The organism is Bacteroidales bacterium, from assembly GCA_021157585.1.
GTDB lineage: Bacteria > Bacteroidota > Bacteroidia > Bacteroidales > UBA12170 > UBA12170.
Window position 1 is genome coordinate 1 of the sequence record JAGGWH010000018.1, and the last position, 22,813, is coordinate 22,813.

The following is a 22,813-nucleotide window of genomic DNA, read 5'->3' on the forward strand; positions in this document are numbered from 1 at the left end:
ATTTGCAGAAAGTGGAAGAGGAGAGAAAAAGAATTTGTACAAATAAAGCTGATAAGTTAATTATTTCCATTCGTGAATTAGTGGCATTATCAAATACTGCAACCTATTTATATGAGTTTCTTAAGCCGTATGGATTTGTATTTTCGCAAGCAGAAGATATTGTGGAATCAACAAGAAATGGAGAGTCTGGAGCTCAGTTTTTTACCGCTTCTCACGTGCTTTTACGCGATAGAGATAATCTTATTTTAACAAAGCGCCAAAGCGAAAAATCAGATGTTTTTATTTTGGATCTCGACCTTAATGAAATAGATTCTCCTATTAATTTGAAATGGAATTTCTTGAATGAAGTAAAGTTTGAAAAAGATTCCTCTTTAGCTTTTTTAGATTTTGATAAATTGAAATTCCCTTTAAAACTTAGGAAATGGGAGCAAGGTGATGCTTTTCATCCTTTGGGAATGAAAGGAAAAAAACTCCTTAGCGATTTTTTTATCGACTTAAAATTAAATCGTTTTGAAAAAGAAAACACCTACTTACTTCTTTCGGGTGAAGATATTGTTTGGATAGTTGGAATACGTTTAGATAATCGATTTAGAATTTCTTCTAAAACGAAGAATGTATTAAAAATGGAATATAAGGTTTAAGCTATTTAATTGATCCCACAACACGCAATGCTTTTGTTAAAATGCTAAAATTTCTTGGCCCTTGTCCTACCGATTCCCCATCGGCTTCTATTTTAAGTTGATTTTCTGCGAAAGAAATAGTAGTGTCTTGCAAAGCATCAATTTTTGGATGGCTGAGAAAAGAACCATCGTACAAATTCTTCAACTCTTTAATTACTGTCCATTTACTAATTTTTTTAATGATGGTAATATCTAAGAGGCCATCGTTGACAATGGCATTAGGTAGTTGTTTCATTCCTCCTCCATTATATTTTCCAATTCCAATTCCAATGCTGAACATACGCTCTTTATAGTTGGCTTGCTCGCCGACTTTTAGCTGCATAGGTTTAGAATTATATTTTAAAAGTGTTTTAAGCAAAATAAGCATATAGCTTAATGCATTGCCTTTTCCTTGATCTTTTAATTTATTTGCCGAGTGTGCAACGGTAGCATCGAAACCAATACCGGCAACATTAGCAAAATAGCGATTGGGAAAGGTGTTGTTATGGAAGTCTACAAGTCCAATATCTTGAACAACTGTTTTTTCATCTCTTATCAATTTAATGGCATCGATATATTTTGTTGGAACATGAAAAGTCCTACACCAATCATTTCCTGTTCCTACGGGTACCATTCCTAATATCATTGATTTGGGTTCAGCTTCATTTTGAGTAAAAATACCATTTACAACTTCGTTTAAAGTTCCATCTCCTCCAACAACAATCAATTTGTGAAACCCCTTTTTGATAAATTGTTTTGTTATTTCAATAGCATGACCTTTACGTTCAGTAAATTCTATTTCTGTTTCAAGTTTTGCTCGTTTAAGTAGTTTTTGAATTGTCGGCCAATTTTTTTTGCATTTGCCGCTACCGGCATTAGGATTTACTATTAATCCCCATCGTGATTCTGTTTTTTCCATTGAGACAAATATATGAATTCCTGAAAAATAAAATTAGAAGACCAAAAATATATAATTGAGAAAAATAAAACAGATCATTTTTCCAAATTTATTTTTTGCTTTTTCATAAATTTTTCAACCCAAATAACCCAAAGTGTAAATATTACAACGTAGAAAAACGGACGAAAAAGGTTATCGTGACTAAATTTCCAATAATCTGGTAAGTAAACCAAAACTTCGGCTAAACCAATAATGCGAAATAAATTTGTCAAGTGAATAATTATCATTCCCATAGGAATATACCATAGTTTGTGTTTCCAAGGACCCGGGAAGATGAGTAAAAGAAGGCTTATTTGAAGGATTTGTTTTAATCCGGAACAGCCATGATTAATACCAATATAACCCTGGTTAGGCCAATACATTGTCCTGCCAATAGTTGTAACGTCCATTCCTAAAATATGTTGAATAAACCAAGCACTTTGGTTGAAAACCCTGTCAGATAAATAGTCGTGGAGTTTGTTCATTACAGTCTCCAAAGGGAAGTATTGTATTGTAGCCCAATAGCGATAAGAAAAGTGGATGATTAGTGTGAGTGCTACAAATAAAATAACATCGAGCAAAGGATGTAATTTATAAGGTTTGAGCAATTTGTATAAGTAGGAATACAGTTTGTTCATAGAATAAAAATTTTGGCTAATGTAGGAAAAATATTATGGTTTATTTTTCTGTTATAACAAATACCGTTCTTCGGTTTTGACTTCTTCCAAATGCCGTTTTATTACTTTCTACAGGGTTTGATTCTCCAAAGCCTTTAAAGGTAAGTCGGCTGGCATCTACTCCTAAAAGAATAAGATAATCAAAAACGGCTTTGGCTCTCTTTTCAGATAGGACCTGATTGTCGGCAATACTTCCAATATTATCAGTATGTCCTTGGATTTCAATTTTTAAATTCGGATTATTTTTTAAGAAGTCGAAGAATTCTTGAATAACCTTCAAAGAGTTTGGAGTCAGATCGGCTAAATTAGTAGCAAAATAGATATCGTTAATTTTATAAGATTGACCAACTTCAATGGGTTTAAGATGTAAATCGACTACGCTTGGCTTAGAAAAAACGGTATCAGAAGAAGCTATATATTTAGATTCGTAAACAAAGCCTTCCTTTTTTACGGTTAGCAATTGGTCGTCTTTAAAAAGCAGTACCGCTACATATTTTCCGCTTACAGAATCTACAGGAATTTCTTTTATTGTTCTATTCTTGAGGTTTTTAATTTCTACTTTTGCATGAATAATACTATCTATCCCGTCATCTTTTACTTCTCCTTTTACAAAGAGAACTTTTTGTGGTTTTGCTTTTTCATATAAGGGAAAATGATAAAGATTCCAGCTGTGATTTTCTTCAAAACGATTTGAAGCATAGTATCCATAGCTTCCATCCGTGCTAACAAAAAATCCAAGGTCGTCTTCAAAAGAATTTATTGGATATCCAATATTTACAGCTTCTCCAAAATTATTTGAACTATCCATTCGAGCGTAGAAAATATCAAATCCTCCTAAACCCGGAATGCCATCGGAAGAGAAATATAGTGTTTGACTATCGGAATGAATATATGGTGATTTTTCATGTCCGGAGCTATTTATTTTTGGACCTAAATTTATCGGATCGCTCCAGCTGCCATCAGGTTGCTTAATAGTTTTGTATATATCGTAACCTCCAATGCCACCCTTCCTGTTAGATGCAAAATAAATTATATTTCCATTTGCATTAACGCTTGGCTGCGATTCCCAAGTATTGTCGCCATTAATATTTGTACCTAAACTTACAGGATCCGACCATGATTTTCCATTAAAATGAGAATGTAACAAATCACAATTTAAGTAGTTTGTTTCTGGATTTAAAACACAATACGTATAGTATAAATCATTATTGTCTATTGTCAAACTTGCTGCACCTTCGTTTGGATTTTGATTAAAAGGATATGGCATAGGGTAACCGCTATCAAAATTACCATCTGTTTGGCGCAAGCTGTAGGTAAAAGTTTCTATTTGCTTATATCGTGAATCAAACCCTCTGTCGATGAGTTTTTCTGTACGTCTGGTATATAATGCAAATTCGTTATCAGGCGAAATTATCGGAAGATATTCGTCGTTACTTGATGAAATTCCCGAAACTTTCTCCGGTTTAAAAGGTACGGGATTAGCTATTAGCTTAGCACTTATGCTGGCGTATTCTAAATAGTTTTTGGCTTCGGAGAGTTTGTTTTTATTACAATATTCCGGTTTGGTGAGGAAGTTTTCAAAACTGACTTTAGCTTTTTCAAACTCATGCCTTCCAAAATATATTTTACCTAAATAAAAATTAGCAATATGACTGCTGTCCGAACAAATATCTAATGCTTTATAAAAATAATTTTCGGCTTTTGTAATATCAGAATAATAGTCTTGTAATGATAAAATACCAAGGCTTAAATATCCTTTAGCAAATAAAGGATAGTTTTGAATGATCTCCGTTAATATACTTTTTGCTTGTTGAATATATCTTTGATCAATATATTTTAATGCTTTTTTATATTGAGCTTCAGTTCGTTTGTTTGGCTTAAAATTACAGTTTTGTTCTTGCGCCATCAGAGGTGATGAAATTAGTGTAAAAAACAAAAAAGTTATAATTCCTATACCTAATATCCTGTGCATTTTCACTTTGGCTGAAATTTTTAACAAGTTACAATTTATCTCATAATTCAAAAAAAATATTTCTCTGAAAACAATAAGCGTTTACTTTTGTAGACAATAAACGTTTTTTTATGCAGCTTTATTTGGCTCCTTTGCAGGGATATACTGAATTTTTGTTTCGTAATGCTTATGCCAAGCATTTTGGAGGTCTTGATAGAGCAATTGCACCTTTTATTCCTTCTGGTTTAGGCGTAACGGTAAAACATAGACGTATTAGTGATTTGTGGAAAGAACATAATAAATTAATTCCTGTTGATCCCCAGATTATTGGAAAGAGTGCTCCTGAAATTGTGCCTGTCGGAAAATATCTTTTTGATTATGGTTATGATACTTTGAATATTAATATGGGTTGTCCAATTCCAAGCATTCGTGCTAAAATGCGAGGCTCGGGAATTCTTGCTTATCCCGAAATGATTGAGATGCTTTTAGAAAAACTGTTTAATGACCTTCAGAATAAGATATCCTTAAAAATTCGTTTGGGTAATGAATCCGCCGAAGAAGTTAAAGAGTTAATCCCTGTTCTTAATCAGTTCCCTTTAAAAGAGTTGATTATCCATCCACGTGTGGGAACACAAATGTATGAGGGAAGTGTTGATTTGAACTCTTTTTCTTGGTGTGTTGAAAATGCAAAAGCACCCATTGTTTATAGTGGTGATATTTTTGATTTATCTACCTTCAAAAAAATGCAAAATAGTTTTCCAAGTATCAGTAGATGGATGATAGGAAGAGGTTTATTGTTTTCTCCTTTTTTACCGGAAATAATAAAGAAAAATGATAGTAGTTGGGTAAAAGATGAGATTTATAGATTTTGGGATTTTCACGAGGATTTGGAAAAACAGATTTTAATTTATCGCGAAAGACCTAAAAATCAATTGAATAAATTAAAAGAATATTGGCGTTATTTTTCTCAGGCTTTTCAGGATTCAGAGCATCATTTTTATAGAGTTTCTCGTACTTCTGATTTAGAAAGCTTCCGCTTGATAATAAATGAAATTAAAGAAAAAGGAGTTTGGAAAGCCGGACTTACAGAAAAGGATAGCTTTACCTTTATTAAATCTCTGTAAAGATTTTTTAAATTGTTAATAATTTCAATTCTACAAGTTTTCAAGCCGTTTGAAAACCAGTATTTTTGCAGCAAAGAAGATAAAATTGGATTCACTTTTTGAAGATTTAAATAAAGAGCAACTGCTTGCTGTTAAAAAAACCGAAGGTCCTGTAATGGTAATTGCAGGTGCAGGTTCAGGAAAAACACGTGTACTTACTTATAAGATTGCTTACCTTTTGCAAAGAGGAGTAGACCCTTTTAATATTTTGGCTTTAACGTTTACCAATAAAGCAGCCAAAGAAATGAAAAGCAGAATAGGCGATTTAGTTGGATACCAATCGGCACGCAATGTCTGGGCCGGAACTTTTCACTCTGTTTTTGCACGTATCCTTCGTTCCGAAGCCGATAAGTTGGGCTATCCTTCTAACTTTACGATTTACGATACCGACGATTCTAAAAATTTAATAAAATCAATAGTAAAAGAGGGAAATTTAGACCCCAAAATCTACCAAGCTTCTTATATTTTAGGGAGGATTTCTTCTGCCAAAAATAATTTAATTTCAGCCGAAGGCTATAACCAAAATGATGATTATATAAAGGAGGATAAACAAGCAGGGAAGCCTCATCTCGGATCAATTTATACAATTTATCAAAGAAGACTTACTCAGTCGGCTGCAATGGATTTTGATGATTTACTTTTTAAAACAAATGTCCTTCTTCGCGATTTCCCTGAAGTGCTTTATAAGTTTCAGCAAAAGTTTAAATATATTTTAGTCGATGAGTATCAGGATACTAACTTCTCTCAATATTTGATTGTAAAGAAATTAGCAGCCAATAATGAAAACCTTTGTGTTGTGGGCGACGATGCTCAAAGTATTTATGGCTTTAGGGGTGCTGATATTAAAAATATCCTCAATTTTAAAAAAGACTATACTGATGCTGTAATAATAAAACTTGAGCAAAACTATCGATCAACACAAATAATAGTTGATGCTGCTAATTCGCTTATTCACAATAATCAAAATCAGATATTTAAAACCGTTTGGACTTCTAATAGTGAAGGCGATCGTATTAAATTAATACGTGCTTCCTCCGATTTAGAGGAGGGTAGATTAATTGCACAGCAGATTTTTGAGGATAAAATGAATCTACAGGCAAAAAATAGTGATTTTGCCATTTTATACAGAACAAACGCACAATCCAGATCGCTTGAAGAAGCACTTCGTAAACTGAATATTGATTATAGAATTTATGGAGGATTATCATTTTATAAACGGAAAGAGATAAAAGATGTTTTGGCTTATTTCCGTTTAATTATAAATACAAAAGATAACGAAGCTTTCAGACGAATAATAAATTATCCTACTCGTGGAATTGGTAAAACTACTTTAGAACATATCACTTTAGCTGCATCTGAAAATAATGTGAGTTATTGGGATGTTATTGAGCAGCCAAATAAATTTAAATTGGCAGTAAATTCCGGTACGCAAAAAAAGCTGAATGATTTTGTGTTGATGATAAAAAGCTTTCAGGTAGAATTAGACATAATTGATGCTTACGAATTAGCAAATAGAGTTGCAAGAGCTTCAGGATTAATTAGTAGTTTGCATAACGATAAAACTCCCGAAGGAATCAGTCGGTATGAAAATTTGGAAGCACTTTTGAATGGTATTAAAGAATTTGTGGAAAAAGACGAGAGTGATATTCCTGAAGAAAAACCCGATAAAAGTCTTGCTGTTTTTATGCAGGATGTTGCTTTGCTTACCGATGCCGATGAAAAAGATAAAGACAATATAGAAAAAGTGTCATTAATGACGATTCATCAATCTAAAGGCTTAGAATATCCTTATGTTTATATTGTTGGTCTGGAAGAAAATCTTTTTCCATCGGTTATGGCAATTGGTTCTCGTGCCGATTTGGAAGAAGAACGTCGCTTGTTTTATGTTGCATTAACTCGTGCCGAGAAAAAAGTAGTCTTGTCCTATGCCGAGAGTCGTTTTCGCTGGGGCGATCTTAGCTTTTGTGAACCAAGTAGATTTTTAGAGGAAATAGAAGACAAATTTTTAGACTTTCCCGTAAGTCGATCTCAAACAAGAGCATCTTTACCGCCAAATCCATACAGAGCTGTTTCAAACAGGAACACTCGTAAGTTGATAAATAAACCAAGCTCAATAGGTGGTGAAGCCGGAAAATCGACTTATAAAAGAATTTCCCGCGAAGCTTCCGGTATTGTAAATCGACCAACATCTAATTTTAAGGCAGCTGAGGTTAATGATTTACAAGTTAATATGGAAGTTGAGCACCAAAGGTTTGGTCGTGGTAAAATTCTAAAGATTGAAGGTTCTGCTTCAAATAAAAAAGCAACGGTGCGTTTTTCTAAGATAGGAGAGAAGCAGTTGCTTTTACGATTTGCAAAGCTGCGGATTGTTAAATAATTTTGTACCTTTGCTCAAGATTTCCACAACTATACAGGTTAATACCATTTTTTAATTTCACACACATGGATTATAACAGCACTCGCGAAAAATTAATAATACCCGAATATGGTCGCAATGTTCAGAAGATGATATATCATGCACTTACAATGGAAGATCGTGAAAAACGAACTGCTTTTGTAAAATATATTGTTGGTGTAATGACTCAGATGCATATTAGTACAGGCTCCTATGGAGACTACAACCATATGATTTGGGATCATATGCATATTATTGCCGATTACAAGATGGATGTAGACTCTCCTTATCCAATACCCGATAAGGAAAATATTGAAGCTACACCTAAGACTTTGAGTTATTCGTCAGGTAAGATTAAATACAGGCCATACGGTTCGAATATCGAAAAAATGATTCAGTTGGCTATTACTTACGAAGAAGGAGAAGAGAAAAATAGCCTTATAGAAAATATTGCCAATCATTTAAAAAAAGCATACCTTAATTGGAATAGAGATTCTGTTGAAGACGAAGTGATTTTAAAACATTTAGAAGTTTTATCTGAAGGTAAATTAATATTACAAGAAGGTTTTACACTTAAATCAACAGAAGATATTCTGAGTCAAAAAAGCAGAAAGAGATGGGTGGATAATCGTTCTGGAGGAAGAGGAACAGGACGGTCTAATTATAAGCAAAATAAATATAAGCAGAATCAAAAGAAGAGGCAATATCGTTAATTTTAAGTGGTAGTATTGCCATATTTACTATAAACGCTATAAATTATATTCCAAACTATGAGCTCCTTTGTTATTGATGGTGGATATAAATTATCCGGAAGTATTCAGCCTCAGGGTGCAAAAAACGAGGCTCTTCAAGTGTTATGTGCCGTTTTGTTAACTGATGAAAAGGTTGAAATACACAATGTTCCCAACATCCAAGATGTTAACAGATTAATAAGTATTTTGCGAGACATGGGTGTGAAAGTAGATGATCTCGGTAATCATTCTTTTGCTTTTCAAGCCGATAATGTAAATCTTGATTATTTAAAATCAGATGCTTATTTTGAGCAGGGTGGCCGTTTGCGTGGTTCTGTAATGTTGATGGGTCCGCTTTTAGCGCGTTTTGGTGAAGCATATATGCCAACACCCGGAGGTGATAAAATTGGTCGAAGACGAATGGATACCCACTTTACCGGTTTTAAAAAATTAGGTGCTCAGTTTGAATTTTATCGCGATAAAAATTATTATCATCTTCATTCCGAAAAACTTAGTGGAAGTTATATGCTTTTGGATGAAGCTTCTGTAACAGGAACGGCTAATATCCTCATGGCAGCCGTTATGGCAGAAGGTGAAACAACTATTTTTAATGCAGCTTGTGAACCTTATCTTTTGCAGTTGGCAACAATGCTAAATAGAATGGGAGCTAAAATTCAAGGCGCAGGATCTAATCTACTTAAAATACAAGGCGTTTCGCATTTGGGTGGAACTAAGCATATTATGTTACCCGATATGATTGAAGTGGGTAGCTTTATTGGCTTAGCAGCTATGACACAATCGGCTCTAACTATTAAGAATGTAAATTATAAGGCTTTAGGAATTATTCCGGAAATTTTTATGCGTTTAGGTATTAAAATCGAGCGAAAGGGGGATGATATTTTTGTTCCTGAGCAAGAGGAGTACACTGTTGAAACCTACATGGATGGTGCTATAATGACAATTTCCGATTCTCCTTGGCCCGGATTTACACCGGATTTAATTAGTATTGCTTTAGTAGTTGCAACCCAAGCAAAAGGTAGCGTACTTGTACATCAAAAAATGTTTGAGAGTCGTTTGTTCTTTGTCGATAAATTAATTGATATGGGAGCACAGATTATTCTATGCGACCCACATCGAGCTGCTGTAATAGGATTAAATCAACAAACACGTTTAAGAGGAATTACTATGACTTCGCCTGATATCCGTGCCGGAGTTGCTCTTTTAATAGCTGCTTTATCTGCCGATGGAATTAGTACCATTAATAATATTGAGCAAATTGATAGGGGATATCAGAATATTGATACACGATTAAGAGCATTAGGAGCTAATATAACTCGAAAGAATTAATGTGTTTAAGTAAAGCTTTGATTATTAAGTGTCTTTTGTTTATTTTTGGTTAGTTGATAGCCACTAATATGACTTAATTTCCAATATATTAACCCGTGGATTTAGAATTAACAGCACAACTTGAAATACTACTTGCTAAGCTTACTTACTCGGATGAAGAGTCTGAGTCGGGTTGGGCTTTCTCTTTAGTTGATGATTATGTTATTTTGTTTCAACCTTTTGGGTATTTAAATGAAGCAAACTTTAAATTATTAGCTAAAAGTTTTAATAAACTAAGAACGGAATATTTTAAAAATGCAGAATTCCTGATATTTTTATTCGATTTTACTAATTTTAAAAAGGCATCCTCTGATGTAAGAGCAGAAATAATTGAAGCTAGTCTTTTTAGAGATAATAGAATAAGTTTTGCTATTTACGGTATGAACAATTTTGTCTCAATTATTTCTAAAGTTATTAGTAAAAGATTATTTAAGAAACGTTTATTTATTGTAAAAAATAAAGATGTAGCCTTGGAAAAAGCAAAGGCATTAATTTCAGACTATCAATTACAGAAAATAAAAGAATTACATATTAATAATTATTATGTTCAGCCTGAAAAAACTGTTGAAGTTGGTGGTAAATCATATACTGTTCTTACTCGGCAGAACTGGACTTATAATGATCCTCATAGCGATTTTGCTTTTAAAATTGATTTAATAGATAGTAATATTCTTGTGGGACGACCTTCGGGTTATATCAAGTATCAAAATTTTGTAATGTCCAATGTGTTGTTCGATAAGGTTGTAAATACTGAAATTAAGGGAGGAGGAAAATATTATCGTATTCAAGATTATACTTCTGTAATAGGTACGGAAAATAAGGCAAGAAGAGATTTCTTAAGCTATATTATAAACGAAATTGGCAAAATAAATCTTCTAGTGTTTTATGGCTTAAATAGAACAATGAAAACAGTTGTTCGCTTAGGTAAATTAGTGCATCCGGCTCTTGAAAAAGTTCGTATTACAGACACTTTTGAAAATGCATTAGAATTGGTTATTGCCGATAAATATAAGAATTCTCTGCTTGTAGAAAAAACAAAGACTAAGGAGCAAATTGATTCCAAAGATAAATCTCCTGAAGAAGAAATTTCCGACTTAAAGACTCAAATAAAAATTAGCAAAAAGGAAAATAACCGCCTTATTCAAATTTTGTTCGATCAAATATCGAAAATTGCTTATAGTGTTTCCGGTGATTTTCTTCCAATAAAATTAGATGAAAATGATAAGTTTTACGATTTGTTTGGGGCTGTTCAGCTTTTACAAGAAGATTTTGAAGAATTACGAAAAGACCTGAACGATACTCGTGATAAATTTAAAAGATTACTATTGGAAAATGCAAGAGAGATTAAAGACTTGAAGATTGATAATTCGTTGAAATTAAAGACTAAAAATGATTTTATTCTTAAGAGCGGACATGAACTTAAGCATTCTCTCGAAGCAATATTAAATGCTATTCAGCTATCTCGTTATGAAGAAAAGCCGGAAATACAAAAAACACTTTTTGATATTATCAATATGGCAAGTATTACTCTTCAAGATAATATAAATCAACTTAGTTCAAATATTACAGATAATTATACAAATGATGTAATTTCAGAATCAATGTTTAATTATCGTAAGAATATCGTTCAGTTGGTAGAGATTTTTCGCTTGGGTGTTTACAACAGTAATGTTGTTTTTGAAAATAAAGTAGAAGATGGTTTGCCAACTTTTTTGATAGGTGATAAACGAAAACTTAATCAAATATTAAGTGTATATCTTGAAAATGCAATAAAATATACCGGAAATGGTTTTATAAAAGTAAACACGCAATTGGTTGAAAGAACAGCTACTCAAGTACGTTTTAGAGTTAGTGTTGAAGATACCGGAAAAGGTATCGATAAATATACCAAGGCTTTAATTTTTAAGGATGAGTTTATTGGAGATAGTAATATAAATGGAGAAGAAACGGGTTTTGGCTTATTTATTGCAAAAAGTTTAGCTAAAGTCTTAAATGCTGAAATAGGTTTTGAAAGCGAAGAAAATGTCGGCTCTAAATTTTGGCTTGAATTAACTTTAAATATTGGTTATCACGATAAGGTTTCTCAAATGCATGCGGTAAGAAAACAGCGTAAATCCAAAAAGAATTTACCGTTTGAGGGTAATAGAGCATTATTGATTTTTGATGATAATATTGAACGTAATATTTTAAACCAAATTTTAATAAAAAAAGGTATTCAAACTCATATAAAACTGAATCACGAATTTTTTGGCGATATTGAAGGAAAATTCGATTTTGTATTTTTAAACTTAGAATTAACTGGGGGTGAGGAATTAAACGGCTTCAAGTTGTTTAAAGATGCCATGGATGCTAAAAACGATTTTGCGCCTATTGTTTATATTGCTTGTGTAGATGCTACCATAGATACTATAATAGAAGAATATAGAAGAACGGGAGTTGATTATTTTATTAATAAAAGCTTTAATATTGACGATATTGACCGACTTTTTGAGGATTTAAAATAAATTAATTCACTTATCGGTTTAAACCTACATTTATTTTAATTTTGCAGAATGAAGCGTTTAAAATACTCACAATTCATATTGTTGTTATTTCCTTTGTTTTTTCTCTTGCCATCTAATGTTTTGGCAGATGATAAAGATAACGAAGGTGAGTTTGGCGCAATAATTATCCCTATAGATTCTATAAAAAAATACGACAGTACTTCTTTTTGGCGTCTTGTTGGACGAACCCGATTAAATATAAGTACTATAGTGCTTTCTAACTGGTCTGATGGAGGAGAAAGTTCGTTAATAGGAGCAGGTTCTTTTGATTTAACTGCTATTTATCAAAAAGGAAAGATAAAGTTTGAAAATAACTTTAGATCGGCAATAGGGATTCAAGTTTTTCAGTATTCAAACATGAAAAAAACAGATGATAAACTTGAACTATCATCTATTTTAGGTATCCAGTTCTCTGAGAAATGGTTTTATAGTTTTAATACTAACTTCTCATCTCAATATTATAAAGGCTATAAATATCCTAATGATACTGTAGTAGTGTCGGATTTTTTATCCCCGGGATATTTAACGGTTTCTTTGGGTTTGGAGTATAAACCGCTCAAAAATTTATCTATATACGCTTCGCCACTTGCCGGAAAAATAACATTTGTTAATAATCAGGATTTGGCTAACGAAGGTAAATATGGTGTAGTGGCTGCTGTTAGAGATTCTTTAGGAAATATTCTAATTGAAGGAGAAAAGCGAAAGTCGGAATTAGGAATTAGTATTATTGCTAAATACAAAGGGAAGATTAATAAAAATCTTGATCTGAATACTAAGTTGATGCTCTATAATAATTATTTTGATCCGGTAAAATCTAACCGCTGGAATATTGATGTTAATTGGGAGACGTGGTTCGATATAATAATTAACAGATTTTTTGTTGCAAGTGCTTATTTTCATGTTATTTACGATCATGACATTAAAATTCCTGTTTTTGATATGGTTGATGGTAATCGTATTAAGGTAGGGGAGACTATCAATTTGCAGCTGAAACAAAATTATGGGTTGGGTATTGCTTTTAAATTTTAATCCGCAGCTGTATTTTTACTTCTGATTTTGTTGAACCTTCTATTTCATCTAATCCACTACCAATATTTTTGTTTTTTGGATAATAACTCAAACTGTATCTTAACCACAGTTTTGTTTTTTGTGATATTTTATAGTTTATCAGTTGATAAAATCTAATACCTTGACCAAAATAAGCAGGAATACTAAAAGCATAAAGCACATCATTTTCGTAAGCATAAATAGCAGACGAAAAACTATCGGTATTAAAAATGGCAAAACGTGTATTACTTCCAAATTTTTGATTAATAGATTGATAACTAACGTCTTGTAAAAGCATAAACCCTAAGCTTATATCCGAATTTTTATCAGTAAATTTTGATATTTCTACTCTATTTTTAAGTTCAAACCTATTGTTGAGTTTATAATTTATCTGATACTGTAAACCCGAGCGTGTTTCCTTATGGAGATAATTAACCTCGCTTACAGTTGGGGATTGAGTGTTGACTTCTTTTTGTTTGTATTTGAATTTAAGATACATTCTAATATTTTTATTGTAATCGTAGTACAATTTAGCTCTATATTCTACACCCTGCGAAGGGCTATCTTGTTCGTATTTTAGCCAAGGAAATGAAAAGAAATCGGCATAGGCTTGAAGGCTTAATTTTTTGCTTAGTAAAATTTGTGTTCCGACAAAAAAACCTTTTTCGTTATTTACATTACTGTTTTCGGCAAGTGATGAAGCATATAAACTATGGTAGTTCTTTTCATAATTTCTGTATAGTAAAGAAAGTTTTACGCGGGAATTAAAAGGTAAACTTATTCCGCTGATTATTGCTTTTCCTCCGGTTGAACTTAGTCCTACTTCACCATAAAAGTGTGCTTTCCATATTTTAAATGCATAATCTAAACCGTAATTTGTTAAATTATTTCCTCTAAAATCGAAAATATTTTCTAATGTATTATCGCTTATCAGGTCTTTTGATAATTTGGTATTATAAGCTGTAATACCGATAGTAAAAGCATTTAATGTGTATTTGAATCGTCCTCCAAAAGTCTGAATATCAACGATATCTTTTTTACTCATTTCTAATACCGTTCGGTGTAAACCGGTATATAGAAGCGTAGAAATGTATTCATTTCCATTCTCATCAATTTGCAAAGTAGCGTCTTGTTTGTTTTTTGAATAAAAGAAAACTGTTGACCACTGTCTTTTTCCAATATGAATTGCTGCTCCTCGTAAAAAACCATTTTCATTTGATGAGGTATTGGGTTTAATAAAGCTTTCAAATCGTTTTAGTTGTACGGCATCTACACTTTTTCCAAACGAAAGTCCTGTCCATAAAGTTAAGCCTTGTCCAAAAAGTAAATGATAATCGCCTATGACAAATTGCTTTATTAAACCTAAATTTTGTCCGTAAATATGAAAAGATGAAAAATCAAATCCTCGCTGAAAATAATTTTCAACTTCTGCTTGAAGGTTTTCGTTTTTTGGTTCTTCTATAAATAGTTCGCCTGCATCTTTTTCGGCAGTAAATCCCCATTGAAATTGTTTTGAATAATTATATTTATATTTTAGATAATACTTATCGGCATTTCCTAAATAATATGAATTTTGATTGCTGCCATCTTCAAAATTTTCAAATCCTTTTTGCTTTTCTAATATTCTTTGATAGCGAAGAAAAATATCGTGATGGCCGTATTTACTTAGTTGTCGGATGTTTGGAATATTGATTTTTTCTACCGGTTTAGCTTCTATAAATGGCCGAATTATTTCTATATTTTCTTTTGTAAATCCATCAATAAGCAGAAGCTCATATATTGATAAGAGAGAACCATTTTCCTGAATGTAACTTTTCAGATTTTCCAGTTGATATTCATCTAAAAGAAATAAGTTGTGAAGCTGATTTATATTTTCGGAATTTATATTTATAGGATGATTTTCAAGTGTTTCAAGTTCTTCAATGAGTTCGCTATAATCCAAAATAACATCTTGATTTTCGCTTAGATTTTCTAGTGTTTGTTGTATGGTTTCGCTTTGCGAAAAGAGTAATGTGGGGAAGAATAATCCCAGTAAAAAAATATACAGTTTTAAATCACTAAAAGTCATTTAAGAAATTATTTTATCAGATAATACATGCCAATTTTCGGCGAAAAGCCAAGAGTTTGATGATAACTGCTTCCAAAATCAATATTAAACCCGTTAAGGTTAAACCCAACTCCAAAGCTGAATAGGTTAGGGTTAGTTGAAAGCCCGCCTCTAACAAAAATATTATCAATTAAATGATATTCCATTCCAACTTTAAATATTCCATGCGCATAAATACTTTGTTCATATTCGGCAAGAATAAGTATGTCAGATTCAATCCTATAAGCGGTAGTTAGCTTTAAGATGGCAGGGGTTATCTCAGGATTTACCTTTCCTAATTTTACCATAAACGGATTATAGATATGTGTGGCAATTTGTAAGTCTTTGCTGAGGTTTGCCAATAAGCCAATTTCAAATGTTACGGCTTGAGCATTACCATATTCATTTCCAATGTTCAGCGATAAGTAATCTATTTGTATGCCAACTGAAAATATTTTACCCAAAGATTTGCCATAAGCCAAACCGATTTTTTGTTCGTGGTAATCGCTATAACCAAAGTAAGATAAACTCAGGCCGAAGGTTCCGCTATTTGTTGGAATAAGGAAACCGCCCGATTTCAGACTTAAATTTTTATCTAAACCCAAATAACTATCGTAAGCAAAGCCTGCCGCCCAATTTGTTTGATATGCCAAACCCGCTTGATTGTTAAAGACTGACCAAAAGTCGGCAGGTAATAAGCTAATCCCACCCATAGAAAGAGCTTTAGCACCTACAGCTTGATTTGGTTGAAGTGCGTGTAAAGGAAGGTTGAAAAATAATAAGAAGAGGATTGCGCTAAAATACCTCATGGATTAAATGCTTATATTTTCAGGTAAATATATTGATAAATATTTTATTATCAAATAATTGGATGTAATTTTTTTGAATGGAGAGTTATGAAAATAACAATAATATTAAATTTTTTGACGCAATTAAAACAGAATAATAATCGTAATAGTATTTAAGAGTATAAGAAAGATTTTATCTGTATTTATGATAATTCTTCTTTTTATAGTGCTACTTTTAATCTTCTATATCAACAGCGACAAAATCCATTTTAATTTTTGAGTTTTTCCATTTCCCGCTTTTGTAGTAGATATATGAAATAATCATTCCGACTGACCATCCAATAGGAATTCCCCACCATATTCCGGTTCTTCCAATAGTATCGGATAAAATCCAAGAAACAGGAATTCTAACGCCCCAGAGTGCAATTAGAGTAATAAACATTGGAATTAATGTTGCTCCGGCACCGCGTAAAGTCCCACTAAGAATAAACATGGTTGAGAAAATAATATAAAAAGGTGCTACTATATACATATATTCAACACCAATATCTATTACTGCTTTATCGGTTGTAAAAACTTGAATTATTAGACGTGGTGCCAAAAGAAATAAAATACTTACCAAAATGGAAATACTACTAGTCATTATAAGAGAACTTCTGTAGCCTTTTTTAACACGCTCTAATTGGTTTGCTCCAATATTTTGTCCGACAAAAGGAGCAATAGCAGCGGCAAAGCTCATCGATAACATTAGGGGGATAGATTCTATTCTGAGGGCAATACTGTATGCTGCTACAACATCGGTACCAAAGCTATTTACTATTCCAAATAAAGTAATCATTCCAAAAGAAACTATGGTTTGTTGAAACCCGGTTGGTAAACCTACTTTCACGCTTTGTTTAAATATCTTTTTATCAAAACGAAGACGGCTAAACCTAAGACTAATAAGTTCATGCGTTTTGTTTAAGTAAATAATTGCTGTAAAAAACGCACCTCCTTGGGCAATAATAGTTCCTAAAGCGGCTCCTTTAACACCCATTCCTAACTCAACAATAAATATCCAGTCGAGAAAAATATTAGTTATAGTGGCTATTAGGGTAAAATAAAAAGGTGTTTTAGAATCACCTAAACCTCTTAAAATTGCATTTGTACCTGCAAATCCAAAGAAGAGGACAGTTCCTAACATATAAACTTGTATATAGTCAATGGCTTCAGGAATTACGTCGTCGGGTAAATGTGTTAGTTTAAAAATATAAGGTGCAATAAAGATTCCTAATACGGTTAATAATAGTCCGCCAACAAACATAAAGATATACATTGTATCAATGGCCTTTTTAACAGATTCGATGCGTTTTGCGCCTAAATATTGAGCTATGACAACTGTAGATCCTGACCCAATACCAATAACAAAGGAAATTAATGCGAAAATGAGAGGAAAAGATGCTCCAATAGCTGCAAGACCTTGCTTTCCAACAAAATGCCCTATAAATATACTATCAACAATACTATATAATTGTTGTAAAAGACTACTGAAAACAATAGGTAAGGCAAAGTATAATATTTGTTTTGAAATTTTGCCCTTAGTAAAATCTTTCATTATTAGTTTTGTAGTGTGGTTTATGTTTTTTTATTGAGTACTAAATTGATTATCTTAGCAACTAATTCATAAGGTAGAGCAAAGATGCAAAAATATTTAATGCAACACGATTTAAAAGCTTTTACAATACTACTTCCTCGAAATTTTAAGGTAAATAATCAATCTTATAATTTATTGGAAAAAGATTTTTCTATTCGTGCCGAAAATGTTTTTGTAAATCATTTTGCTAAGTTTATCATTACTAATGATGTAGAGAATTTGCCTGTTTTCAATTTTCTATCTGTCTTTTATAATGTTAAATTAGTAGAAGAAACAGATGCAATTTTGAAGTTTAATTTAGTTTTAAACGATTCTCTCAATAAAACTATGTGGCTGAGATTGAAGCATACTGTCTTTAATCAATACAATGCACTTATTGGATTTTCTGATGTTTTAACAGAGGTTGAAGTTTTAGACGATGACGATAAATTATTAATTCAACGAATTAATAAAAATGCGCGTGAAATGTTTAAAAACACTAAACTTCTTATGGAGTTTGAACAGATAAAGGATTTTAATTTTGAACTAAAATCTCGTTCAGTTTCTCCTCAGGAATATGTGTTATCTTATTTGCGGCACATGCCTGATATATTTGAGAGTATTACATTAAAATATAATTCTTTAGATTTTGAAAATATTACTTTAAATATAGATAATGAATGTTTTAAAACGTCTTTAGATTTGTTGTTCTATTCACTAAAGGAGATAATTGATTTATCAAAGATTAACCTTGAACTTGAGCTTAAAGATTATTGTATTCTGAGATTGGATTATAATAGTGATACTTTTAATGATAACGAATTTATTTATGAGCTTCAGCTAATTAATGATTTTTACCAAGGTGGTATTGATATGAAACATCTTAGTAGTCGGATGTTTTATTTAATTTATACCCGATTAATAGTTGAAAAATTGGGAGGTGAGTTTACAATAACAATTGATAAATTATCAAATTATAGATTATTAGTCGAGTGGATTTTTCCTTTTATCGAAGAGAAAAATATAAGTGACTCAAAGCTTGAAGCAGATCAATCAGTTGATAAAAACGAAAAGAAAACCTTAGCTATTGAGAATAAAATAAAGTACCCTTTAGAATTAAGGAGAGAAATAGCACACCATTTTTCTGTTATTGATGGTGTATTTGTGTTGGATGATTGGAAAGCATTTGCTAACAGATTGGATATACTAATTGTAAAATATAATCCCACCGAAGTGAAAGAACTTAAACAAATTGTTGAGAATATTTATATAGCTGTTAAAGGCTTTGATATTACCGCTTTACAGCTGATAATGAATAAAATAAGGCAAATTAGTAAAATGGAATAAAAAAACGTAACTTTGTGAATATAGATGCAAATTAACCTAATCAATATAGCCACATCAGAACAAATTAAGAAAATAGATAATGAAAAAAACTCCTCTCATTTTACTTGTTGATGACACTCCTCAGAATATTCAGGTGCTTGGTGCTATTTTAAAAAATCAGGGCTATTCCTTTGCTTTAACTACAAGCGGAAAAGAAACATATCAACTTTTAAAAAAAGTTACCCCCGATATTATTTTACTAGATGTTATGCTTCCGGATGAAGATGGTTTTTCAATCTGTGATAATTTGAAAAAGCAAGAGGCTACAGCAGATATTCCAATACTGTTTTTAACAGCTAAAAATGAAACTGCTGATAAAATACAAGGATTTAAAGTAGGAGCTGTTGATTATATTACCAAGCCTTTTGAAGAATTGGAAGTAATAGAAAGGGTTAAGAATCATTTAAGAGCAAAGCTTGATCGCGATCAGATTAAGTCTTATAATAATGAGTTGGAGGAAATTGTAGACCAAAGAACCAATGAATTATTAAAAAAAGAACGAGAAACTATTTTAGCACAGTTTATTCAGGGTGTTGTTCATAATATACGAGGTCCAATTTCCAGTGCTTTAGCTGCTTCCGACTTAATTCAAGCTATGCGAGAAGATTTGAATGTAAAAATTGATGCCGGAATAGAAAAGTCAGAGTTGAAAAATCACCTATCAGAAGTTTGGGAAATTTTGGAACTTAATAATGAGGTTTTAAAAAAAATGGCAGGTAATTTAGAATCCATGCTCCGCAAAAGTCGTACCGACAAAATTCAGGAAAATGATGTCTATGATCTTAATGAAATGATTAAGCAAGAATTAGAGTTTTTGGATGTGGATTTAAAATTTAAGAATAAAGTAGAAAAGAAAATTGTTTTGTCTGATAAAAAGTTAGCTGTTTTTGTTGCTCTTGGTGATATTGCACAAGTTTTTGAGAATCTGATTAAAAATGCTATGGATGCTATGTTTGAAAAGGATAATCCATGCATATCCATAGAAACAGGGAGCACTAATGGATTTCATTGGTTTTCAGTTAAAGATAATGGTGATGGTATCCCTGATAGTATTATACGTAAGATTTTTGATCCTTTTTTTACGACTAAGCCATTGAAATCTGATCCTGACGCTATTAATCCCACACCTATTGGAACAGGTATTGGACTGCAGTTTTGTAAAAAAACTATAGAATCTTATAATGGTAAAATTGAAGTAGAAGAGGGGAGAAGCAAAGGAGCAAAATTTACTGTTTACTTGCCGGCTTTTATTTGATTTGGTTTAAAAATGTCTTTTGTGTACATCGTATGTTTGACTGTCAACAAAAGATTTTATTTTTTTTGCTAACATTATGAAAATTTTCAAATCTTGTTTCTTAAACCAATTTAAAGCTATTTCGGTACCTCGAGAAGCATCTGCCAAACGGATAAGGAATATAAAATTGTGTTTTTTTAGCCAAATAATTGCTTTAACATCTCCGTGAATTGCAGCATCAAAAGCAGCAAATTGAGGGAATTTTTTTTGAATCAAAATCTGATTACTAACCTCTCCTCCTCTTAACGATTTTGATAAAAGGGCTAACTCCGAATAGCCATTTTTTAATAGCCATTCAAATAAATCCTCATTACCTCCTACAGCCTCAGTAAAAGCCAGTAATATTTTAGTAGGGTATGTTTCTAATCGTCCGCGTTGCATAACTCTTATTTTGAAAATTTACTCATATCTAATTTACCAAATGTTTTTTTTCCGCGAATAAAATGTTCGTATGCAATATTTTTCTCATAAATTCCTGAAACAGGTTTTTGTTTTAAAGATTTTCTTTTTTTTCTAAGCGCGGAAAGGTGACTGTAGAAATACATATGAGCTCTAAAAACAGCGGCTAAATCTTTATATCCACCATCAAGCAAAAACTTTATGGCTGCAATTCCGTCGAGAATTAGGCGTGATAAAAAAGTGGACAATAATTTATTCTTAGGAATATTTTTATAAAGCAGGCAAAAGTTATTTCTGAAGTTAAGGTAAGTTTTTTGCGGGTTATTTTTCGGGAGAGTTCCTCCACCAATGTGATAAACAGTAGATTCGGGATGATATATTATTTTATAATTTTCGTTTTTTGCACGCCAGCAGAAGTCTATCTCTTCCATATGAGCAAAGAAATCTTCATCAAATCCATCTAGCTTATGAAATACTTCCGACTTAACAAATAAACAAGCACCACTTGCCCAAAATACCTCTTGAATGTTATCAAACTGACCAGTATCTTTTTCTATTTCTTGAAAAATACGACCACGACAAAATGGGTAACCTAAATGATCGATATAGCCTCCGCCTGCACCCGCGTATTCAAAATTATCACGTTGATGCCAGGATTTAATTTTAGGTTGGCAAGCCGCAACTTCAGGATTCTTTTCGAGATAATTAATAATGGGTTCTATCCAATTTTCGGTAACTTCAATATCTGAATTAAGCAGAACATAATATTTGGCGTCTATTCGTTTAAGAGCTTCGTTATAGCCTTTAGCATATCCATAATTTTCCTTCAACTCTATTAATTCAACTTCTGGAAAGTTAGCTTTCATAAATTCAATGGAGTCATCAGAAGAGTTGTTATCGGCAATATAAACTTTTGCTGAATCTGGATTAAATTTTAGAACAAAAGGAAGAAAATCTTGTAGAAATTTTCTTCCATTCCAATTAAGAATAACAATAGCTGTTTGTGAAGCCATATTTTATTTAAGTTGAAAGGCGAAAGTACGAAAAAACAGTTTTTATCTTATCTTCCTTTAAGAATATTCTTATTTTCTTTTACTTATTTGTGAATTAACACACTTTAAATTTGCTGGGTCTAATCTCTAAATTATTGAATCAAAACCATATAATTATAAGTTTTAAAAATAATCGAAAATTCGTTTGAGAATATAAAAAAAAATGTACTTTTGCAGCGGAGAATTGGCAGAGTGGTCGAATGCGGCGGTCTTGAAAACCGTTGAGGGTCACACCTCCGGGGGTTCGAATCCCTCATTCTCCGCAAAATGAAAGCCCTACATTTATGTGGGGCTTTTTTTAGGTCAAAATTTCCAACTTTGTTTCGATCCCGAACATTTCAGTTTAAGGCAAAAAAAAGCCCCAAATCCAGAGGAAAAGGGGCGATTTTAAAAAAGGGAGGCGACGACTTACTCTCCCACCTGTTAGGGCAGTACCAGCAGCGCAGGCAGGCTTAACTTCTCTGTTCGGAATGGGAAGAGGTGAACCCTACCGCCATAGTCACCAAAAGCTCTTAATCAAGCGTGAGCTTGATATAATGTCTTTTTAAATAACAAAGGCATAGAGAGAGAAAACGTATAAAAAATAGTAATAAATGCAGATAGAGTAAAGATAGAAAGTTACGGGTAATTAGTACTGCTCAGCTATGATGTTACCACCTATACACTTGCAGCCTATCAACGTGGTAGTCTTCCACGACCCTTAAAAG

The 22,813-nt window shown here is 32.3% G+C and carries 17 protein-coding genes, 1 tRNA gene and 2 rRNA genes; 10 read left to right on the forward strand and 10 right to left on the reverse strand.

Annotated features, from left to right (window positions below):
* On the forward strand, nucleotides 1-641 hold a 641-nt coding region (gene tilS / locus J7K39_00820), incomplete at its 5' end, for a tRNA lysidine(34) synthetase TilS (GenBank protein MCD6178424.1).
* 1 nt (nucleotide 642) lies between these two features.
* On the opposite strand, the gene J7K39_00825 is transcribed toward tilS, so the two are convergent.
* The 3 genes from J7K39_00825 to J7K39_00835 all read right to left on the reverse strand — a co-directional run bounded on the left by J7K39_00825 (nucleotide 643) and on the right by J7K39_00835 (nucleotide 4,245).
* Nucleotides 643-1,578: a diacylglycerol kinase family lipid kinase gene (locus J7K39_00825; protein ID MCD6178425.1), complete on the reverse strand. Its 936-nt coding sequence runs from the start codon at nucleotides 1,576-1,578 to the stop codon at nucleotides 643-645.
* Between the two features lie 74 nt (nucleotides 1,579-1,652).
* Nucleotides 1,653-2,234 carry an archaeosortase/exosortase family protein gene (locus J7K39_00830; GenBank protein MCD6178426.1) on the reverse strand — a complete coding sequence of 194 codons (582 nt, stop codon included), beginning with the start codon at nucleotides 2,232-2,234 and terminating at the stop codon, nucleotides 1,653-1,655.
* A gap of 40 nt (nucleotides 2,235-2,274) precedes the next feature.
* The gene (locus tag J7K39_00835; GenBank protein ID MCD6178427.1) at nucleotides 2,275-4,245 is read right to left on the reverse strand and encodes an OmpA family protein; all 1,971 of its coding nucleotides are present in this window, start codon (nucleotides 4,243-4,245) and stop codon (nucleotides 2,275-2,277) included.
* Between the two features lie 110 nt (nucleotides 4,246-4,355).
* Here J7K39_00835 and J7K39_00840 point away from each other — a divergent pair, with 110 nt between their 5' ends.
* From J7K39_00840 to J7K39_00865, 6 genes are all read left to right on the forward strand, one after another.
* Nucleotides 4,356-5,348: a tRNA-dihydrouridine synthase family protein gene (locus tag J7K39_00840; GenBank protein ID MCD6178428.1), complete on the forward strand. Its 993-nt coding sequence runs from the start codon at nucleotides 4,356-4,358 to the stop codon at nucleotides 5,346-5,348.
* Nucleotides 5,349-5,433: 85 nt separating this feature from the next.
* The gene (locus J7K39_00845; GenBank protein MCD6178429.1) at nucleotides 5,434-7,764 is read left to right on the forward strand and encodes a UvrD-helicase domain-containing protein; all 2,331 of its coding nucleotides are present in this window, start codon (nucleotides 5,434-5,436) and stop codon (nucleotides 7,762-7,764) included.
* A 65-nt stretch (nucleotides 7,765-7,829) separates the two neighbouring features.
* On the forward strand, nucleotides 7,830-8,495 hold the full coding sequence (locus tag J7K39_00850) for a DUF4290 domain-containing protein (GenBank protein MCD6178430.1): 666 nt from the start codon (nucleotides 7,830-7,832) through the stop codon (nucleotides 8,493-8,495).
* 57 nt (nucleotides 8,496-8,552) lie between these two features.
* A complete protein-coding gene (murA, locus tag J7K39_00855) occupies nucleotides 8,553-9,860 on the forward strand; it encodes a UDP-N-acetylglucosamine 1-carboxyvinyltransferase (GenBank protein MCD6178431.1) in 1,308 nt (435 codons plus the stop codon).
* A 95-nt stretch (nucleotides 9,861-9,955) separates the two neighbouring features.
* A complete protein-coding gene (locus tag J7K39_00860; protein ID MCD6178432.1) occupies nucleotides 9,956-12,403 on the forward strand; it encodes a hypothetical protein in 2,448 nt (815 codons plus the stop codon).
* Nucleotides 12,404-12,451: 48 nt separating this feature from the next.
* Nucleotides 12,452-13,471, forward strand: a complete 1,020-nt coding sequence (locus J7K39_00865) for a DUF3078 domain-containing protein (GenBank protein ID MCD6178433.1) — start codon at nucleotides 12,452-12,454, stop codon at nucleotides 13,469-13,471.
* On the opposite strand, the gene J7K39_00870 is transcribed toward J7K39_00865, so the two are convergent.
* The 3 genes from J7K39_00870 to J7K39_00880 form a co-directional block, all read right to left on the reverse strand.
* The gene (locus tag J7K39_00870) at nucleotides 13,461-15,557 is read right to left on the reverse strand and encodes a hypothetical protein (protein ID MCD6178434.1); all 2,097 of its coding nucleotides are present in this window, start codon (nucleotides 15,555-15,557) and stop codon (nucleotides 13,461-13,463) included. The two genes, J7K39_00865 and J7K39_00870, sit on opposite strands and share 11 nt — an antisense overlap.
* An 8-nt stretch (nucleotides 15,558-15,565) precedes the next feature.
* Nucleotides 15,566-16,384 (reverse strand): hypothetical protein, encoded by an 819-nt coding sequence (locus J7K39_00875; protein MCD6178435.1) that lies wholly within the window; start codon nucleotides 16,382-16,384, stop codon nucleotides 15,566-15,568.
* A gap of 214 nt (nucleotides 16,385-16,598) precedes the next feature.
* On the reverse strand, nucleotides 16,599-17,957 hold the full coding sequence (locus tag J7K39_00880; GenBank protein ID MCD6178436.1) for an MATE family efflux transporter: 1,359 nt from the start codon (nucleotides 17,955-17,957) through the stop codon (nucleotides 16,599-16,601).
* 84 nt (nucleotides 17,958-18,041) lie between these two features.
* Between J7K39_00880 and J7K39_00885 the strand changes: the two genes are divergently transcribed.
* A complete protein-coding gene (locus tag J7K39_00885; GenBank protein ID MCD6178437.1) occupies nucleotides 18,042-19,322 on the forward strand; it encodes a hypothetical protein in 1,281 nt (426 codons plus the stop codon).
* 79 nt (nucleotides 19,323-19,401) lie between these two features.
* The gene (locus J7K39_00890) at nucleotides 19,402-20,616 is read left to right on the forward strand and encodes a hybrid sensor histidine kinase/response regulator (GenBank protein ID MCD6178438.1); all 1,215 of its coding nucleotides are present in this window, start codon (nucleotides 19,402-19,404) and stop codon (nucleotides 20,614-20,616) included.
* A 6-nt stretch (nucleotides 20,617-20,622) separates the two neighbouring features.
* On the opposite strand, the gene J7K39_00895 is transcribed toward J7K39_00890, so the two are convergent.
* A complete protein-coding gene (locus tag J7K39_00895) occupies nucleotides 20,623-21,036 on the reverse strand; it encodes a hypothetical protein (protein MCD6178439.1) in 414 nt (137 codons plus the stop codon).
* 5 nt (nucleotides 21,037-21,041) lie between these two features.
* On the reverse strand, nucleotides 21,042-22,067 hold the full coding sequence (locus J7K39_00900) for a glycosyltransferase family 2 protein (protein MCD6178440.1): 1,026 nt from the start codon (nucleotides 22,065-22,067) through the stop codon (nucleotides 21,042-21,044).
* A 217-nt stretch (nucleotides 22,068-22,284) separates the two neighbouring features.
* Between J7K39_00900 and J7K39_00905 the strand changes: the two genes are divergently transcribed.
* Nucleotides 22,285-22,369 (forward strand) — tRNA-Ser (locus J7K39_00905).
* Nucleotides 22,370-22,501: 132 nt separating this feature from the next.
* On the opposite strand, the gene rrf is transcribed toward J7K39_00905, so the two are convergent.
* Nucleotides 22,502-22,613, reverse strand: a 5S ribosomal RNA gene (gene rrf, locus J7K39_00910).
* 100 nt (nucleotides 22,614-22,713) lie between these two features.
* Nucleotides 22,714-22,813, reverse strand: a 23S ribosomal RNA gene (locus tag J7K39_00915); the annotation flags it as partial.

Excerpts from the sequence above, each read along its gene's own strand:
- J7K39_00825 (MCD6178425.1), bottom strand. The coding sequence starts at position 1,578 with ATGGAAAAAACAGAATCACGATGGGGATTAATAGTAAATCCTAATGCC.
- J7K39_00830 (MCD6178426.1), bottom strand. The coding sequence starts at position 2,234 with ATGAACAAACTGTATTCCTACTTATACAAATTGCTCAAACCTTATAAA.
- J7K39_00835 (MCD6178427.1), bottom strand. The coding sequence starts at position 4,245 with ATGCACAGGATATTAGGTATAGGAATTATAACTTTTTTGTTTTTTACA.
- J7K39_00840 (MCD6178428.1), top strand. The coding sequence starts at position 4,356 with ATGCAGCTTTATTTGGCTCCTTTGCAGGGATATACTGAATTTTTGTTT.
- J7K39_00850 (MCD6178430.1), top strand. The coding sequence starts at position 7,830 with ATGGATTATAACAGCACTCGCGAAAAATTAATAATACCCGAATATGGT.
- murA (MCD6178431.1), top strand. The coding sequence starts at position 8,553 with ATGAGCTCCTTTGTTATTGATGGTGGATATAAATTATCCGGAAGTATT.
- J7K39_00865 (MCD6178433.1), top strand. The coding sequence starts at position 12,452 with ATGAAGCGTTTAAAATACTCACAATTCATATTGTTGTTATTTCCTTTG.
- J7K39_00870 (MCD6178434.1), bottom strand. The coding sequence starts at position 15,557 with ATGACTTTTAGTGATTTAAAACTGTATATTTTTTTACTGGGATTATTC.
- J7K39_00875 (MCD6178435.1), bottom strand. The coding sequence starts at position 16,384 with ATGAGGTATTTTAGCGCAATCCTCTTCTTATTATTTTTCAACCTTCCT.
- J7K39_00880 (MCD6178436.1), bottom strand. The coding sequence starts at position 17,957 with ATGAAAGATTTTACTAAGGGCAAAATTTCAAAACAAATATTATACTTT.
- J7K39_00885 (MCD6178437.1), top strand. The coding sequence starts at position 18,042 with ATGCAAAAATATTTAATGCAACACGATTTAAAAGCTTTTACAATACTA.
- J7K39_00890 (MCD6178438.1), top strand. The coding sequence starts at position 19,402 with ATGAAAAAAACTCCTCTCATTTTACTTGTTGATGACACTCCTCAGAAT.
- J7K39_00895 (MCD6178439.1), bottom strand. The coding sequence starts at position 21,036 with ATGCAACGCGGACGATTAGAAACATACCCTACTAAAATATTACTGGCT.
- J7K39_00900 (MCD6178440.1), bottom strand. The coding sequence starts at position 22,067 with ATGGCTTCACAAACAGCTATTGTTATTCTTAATTGGAATGGAAGAAAA.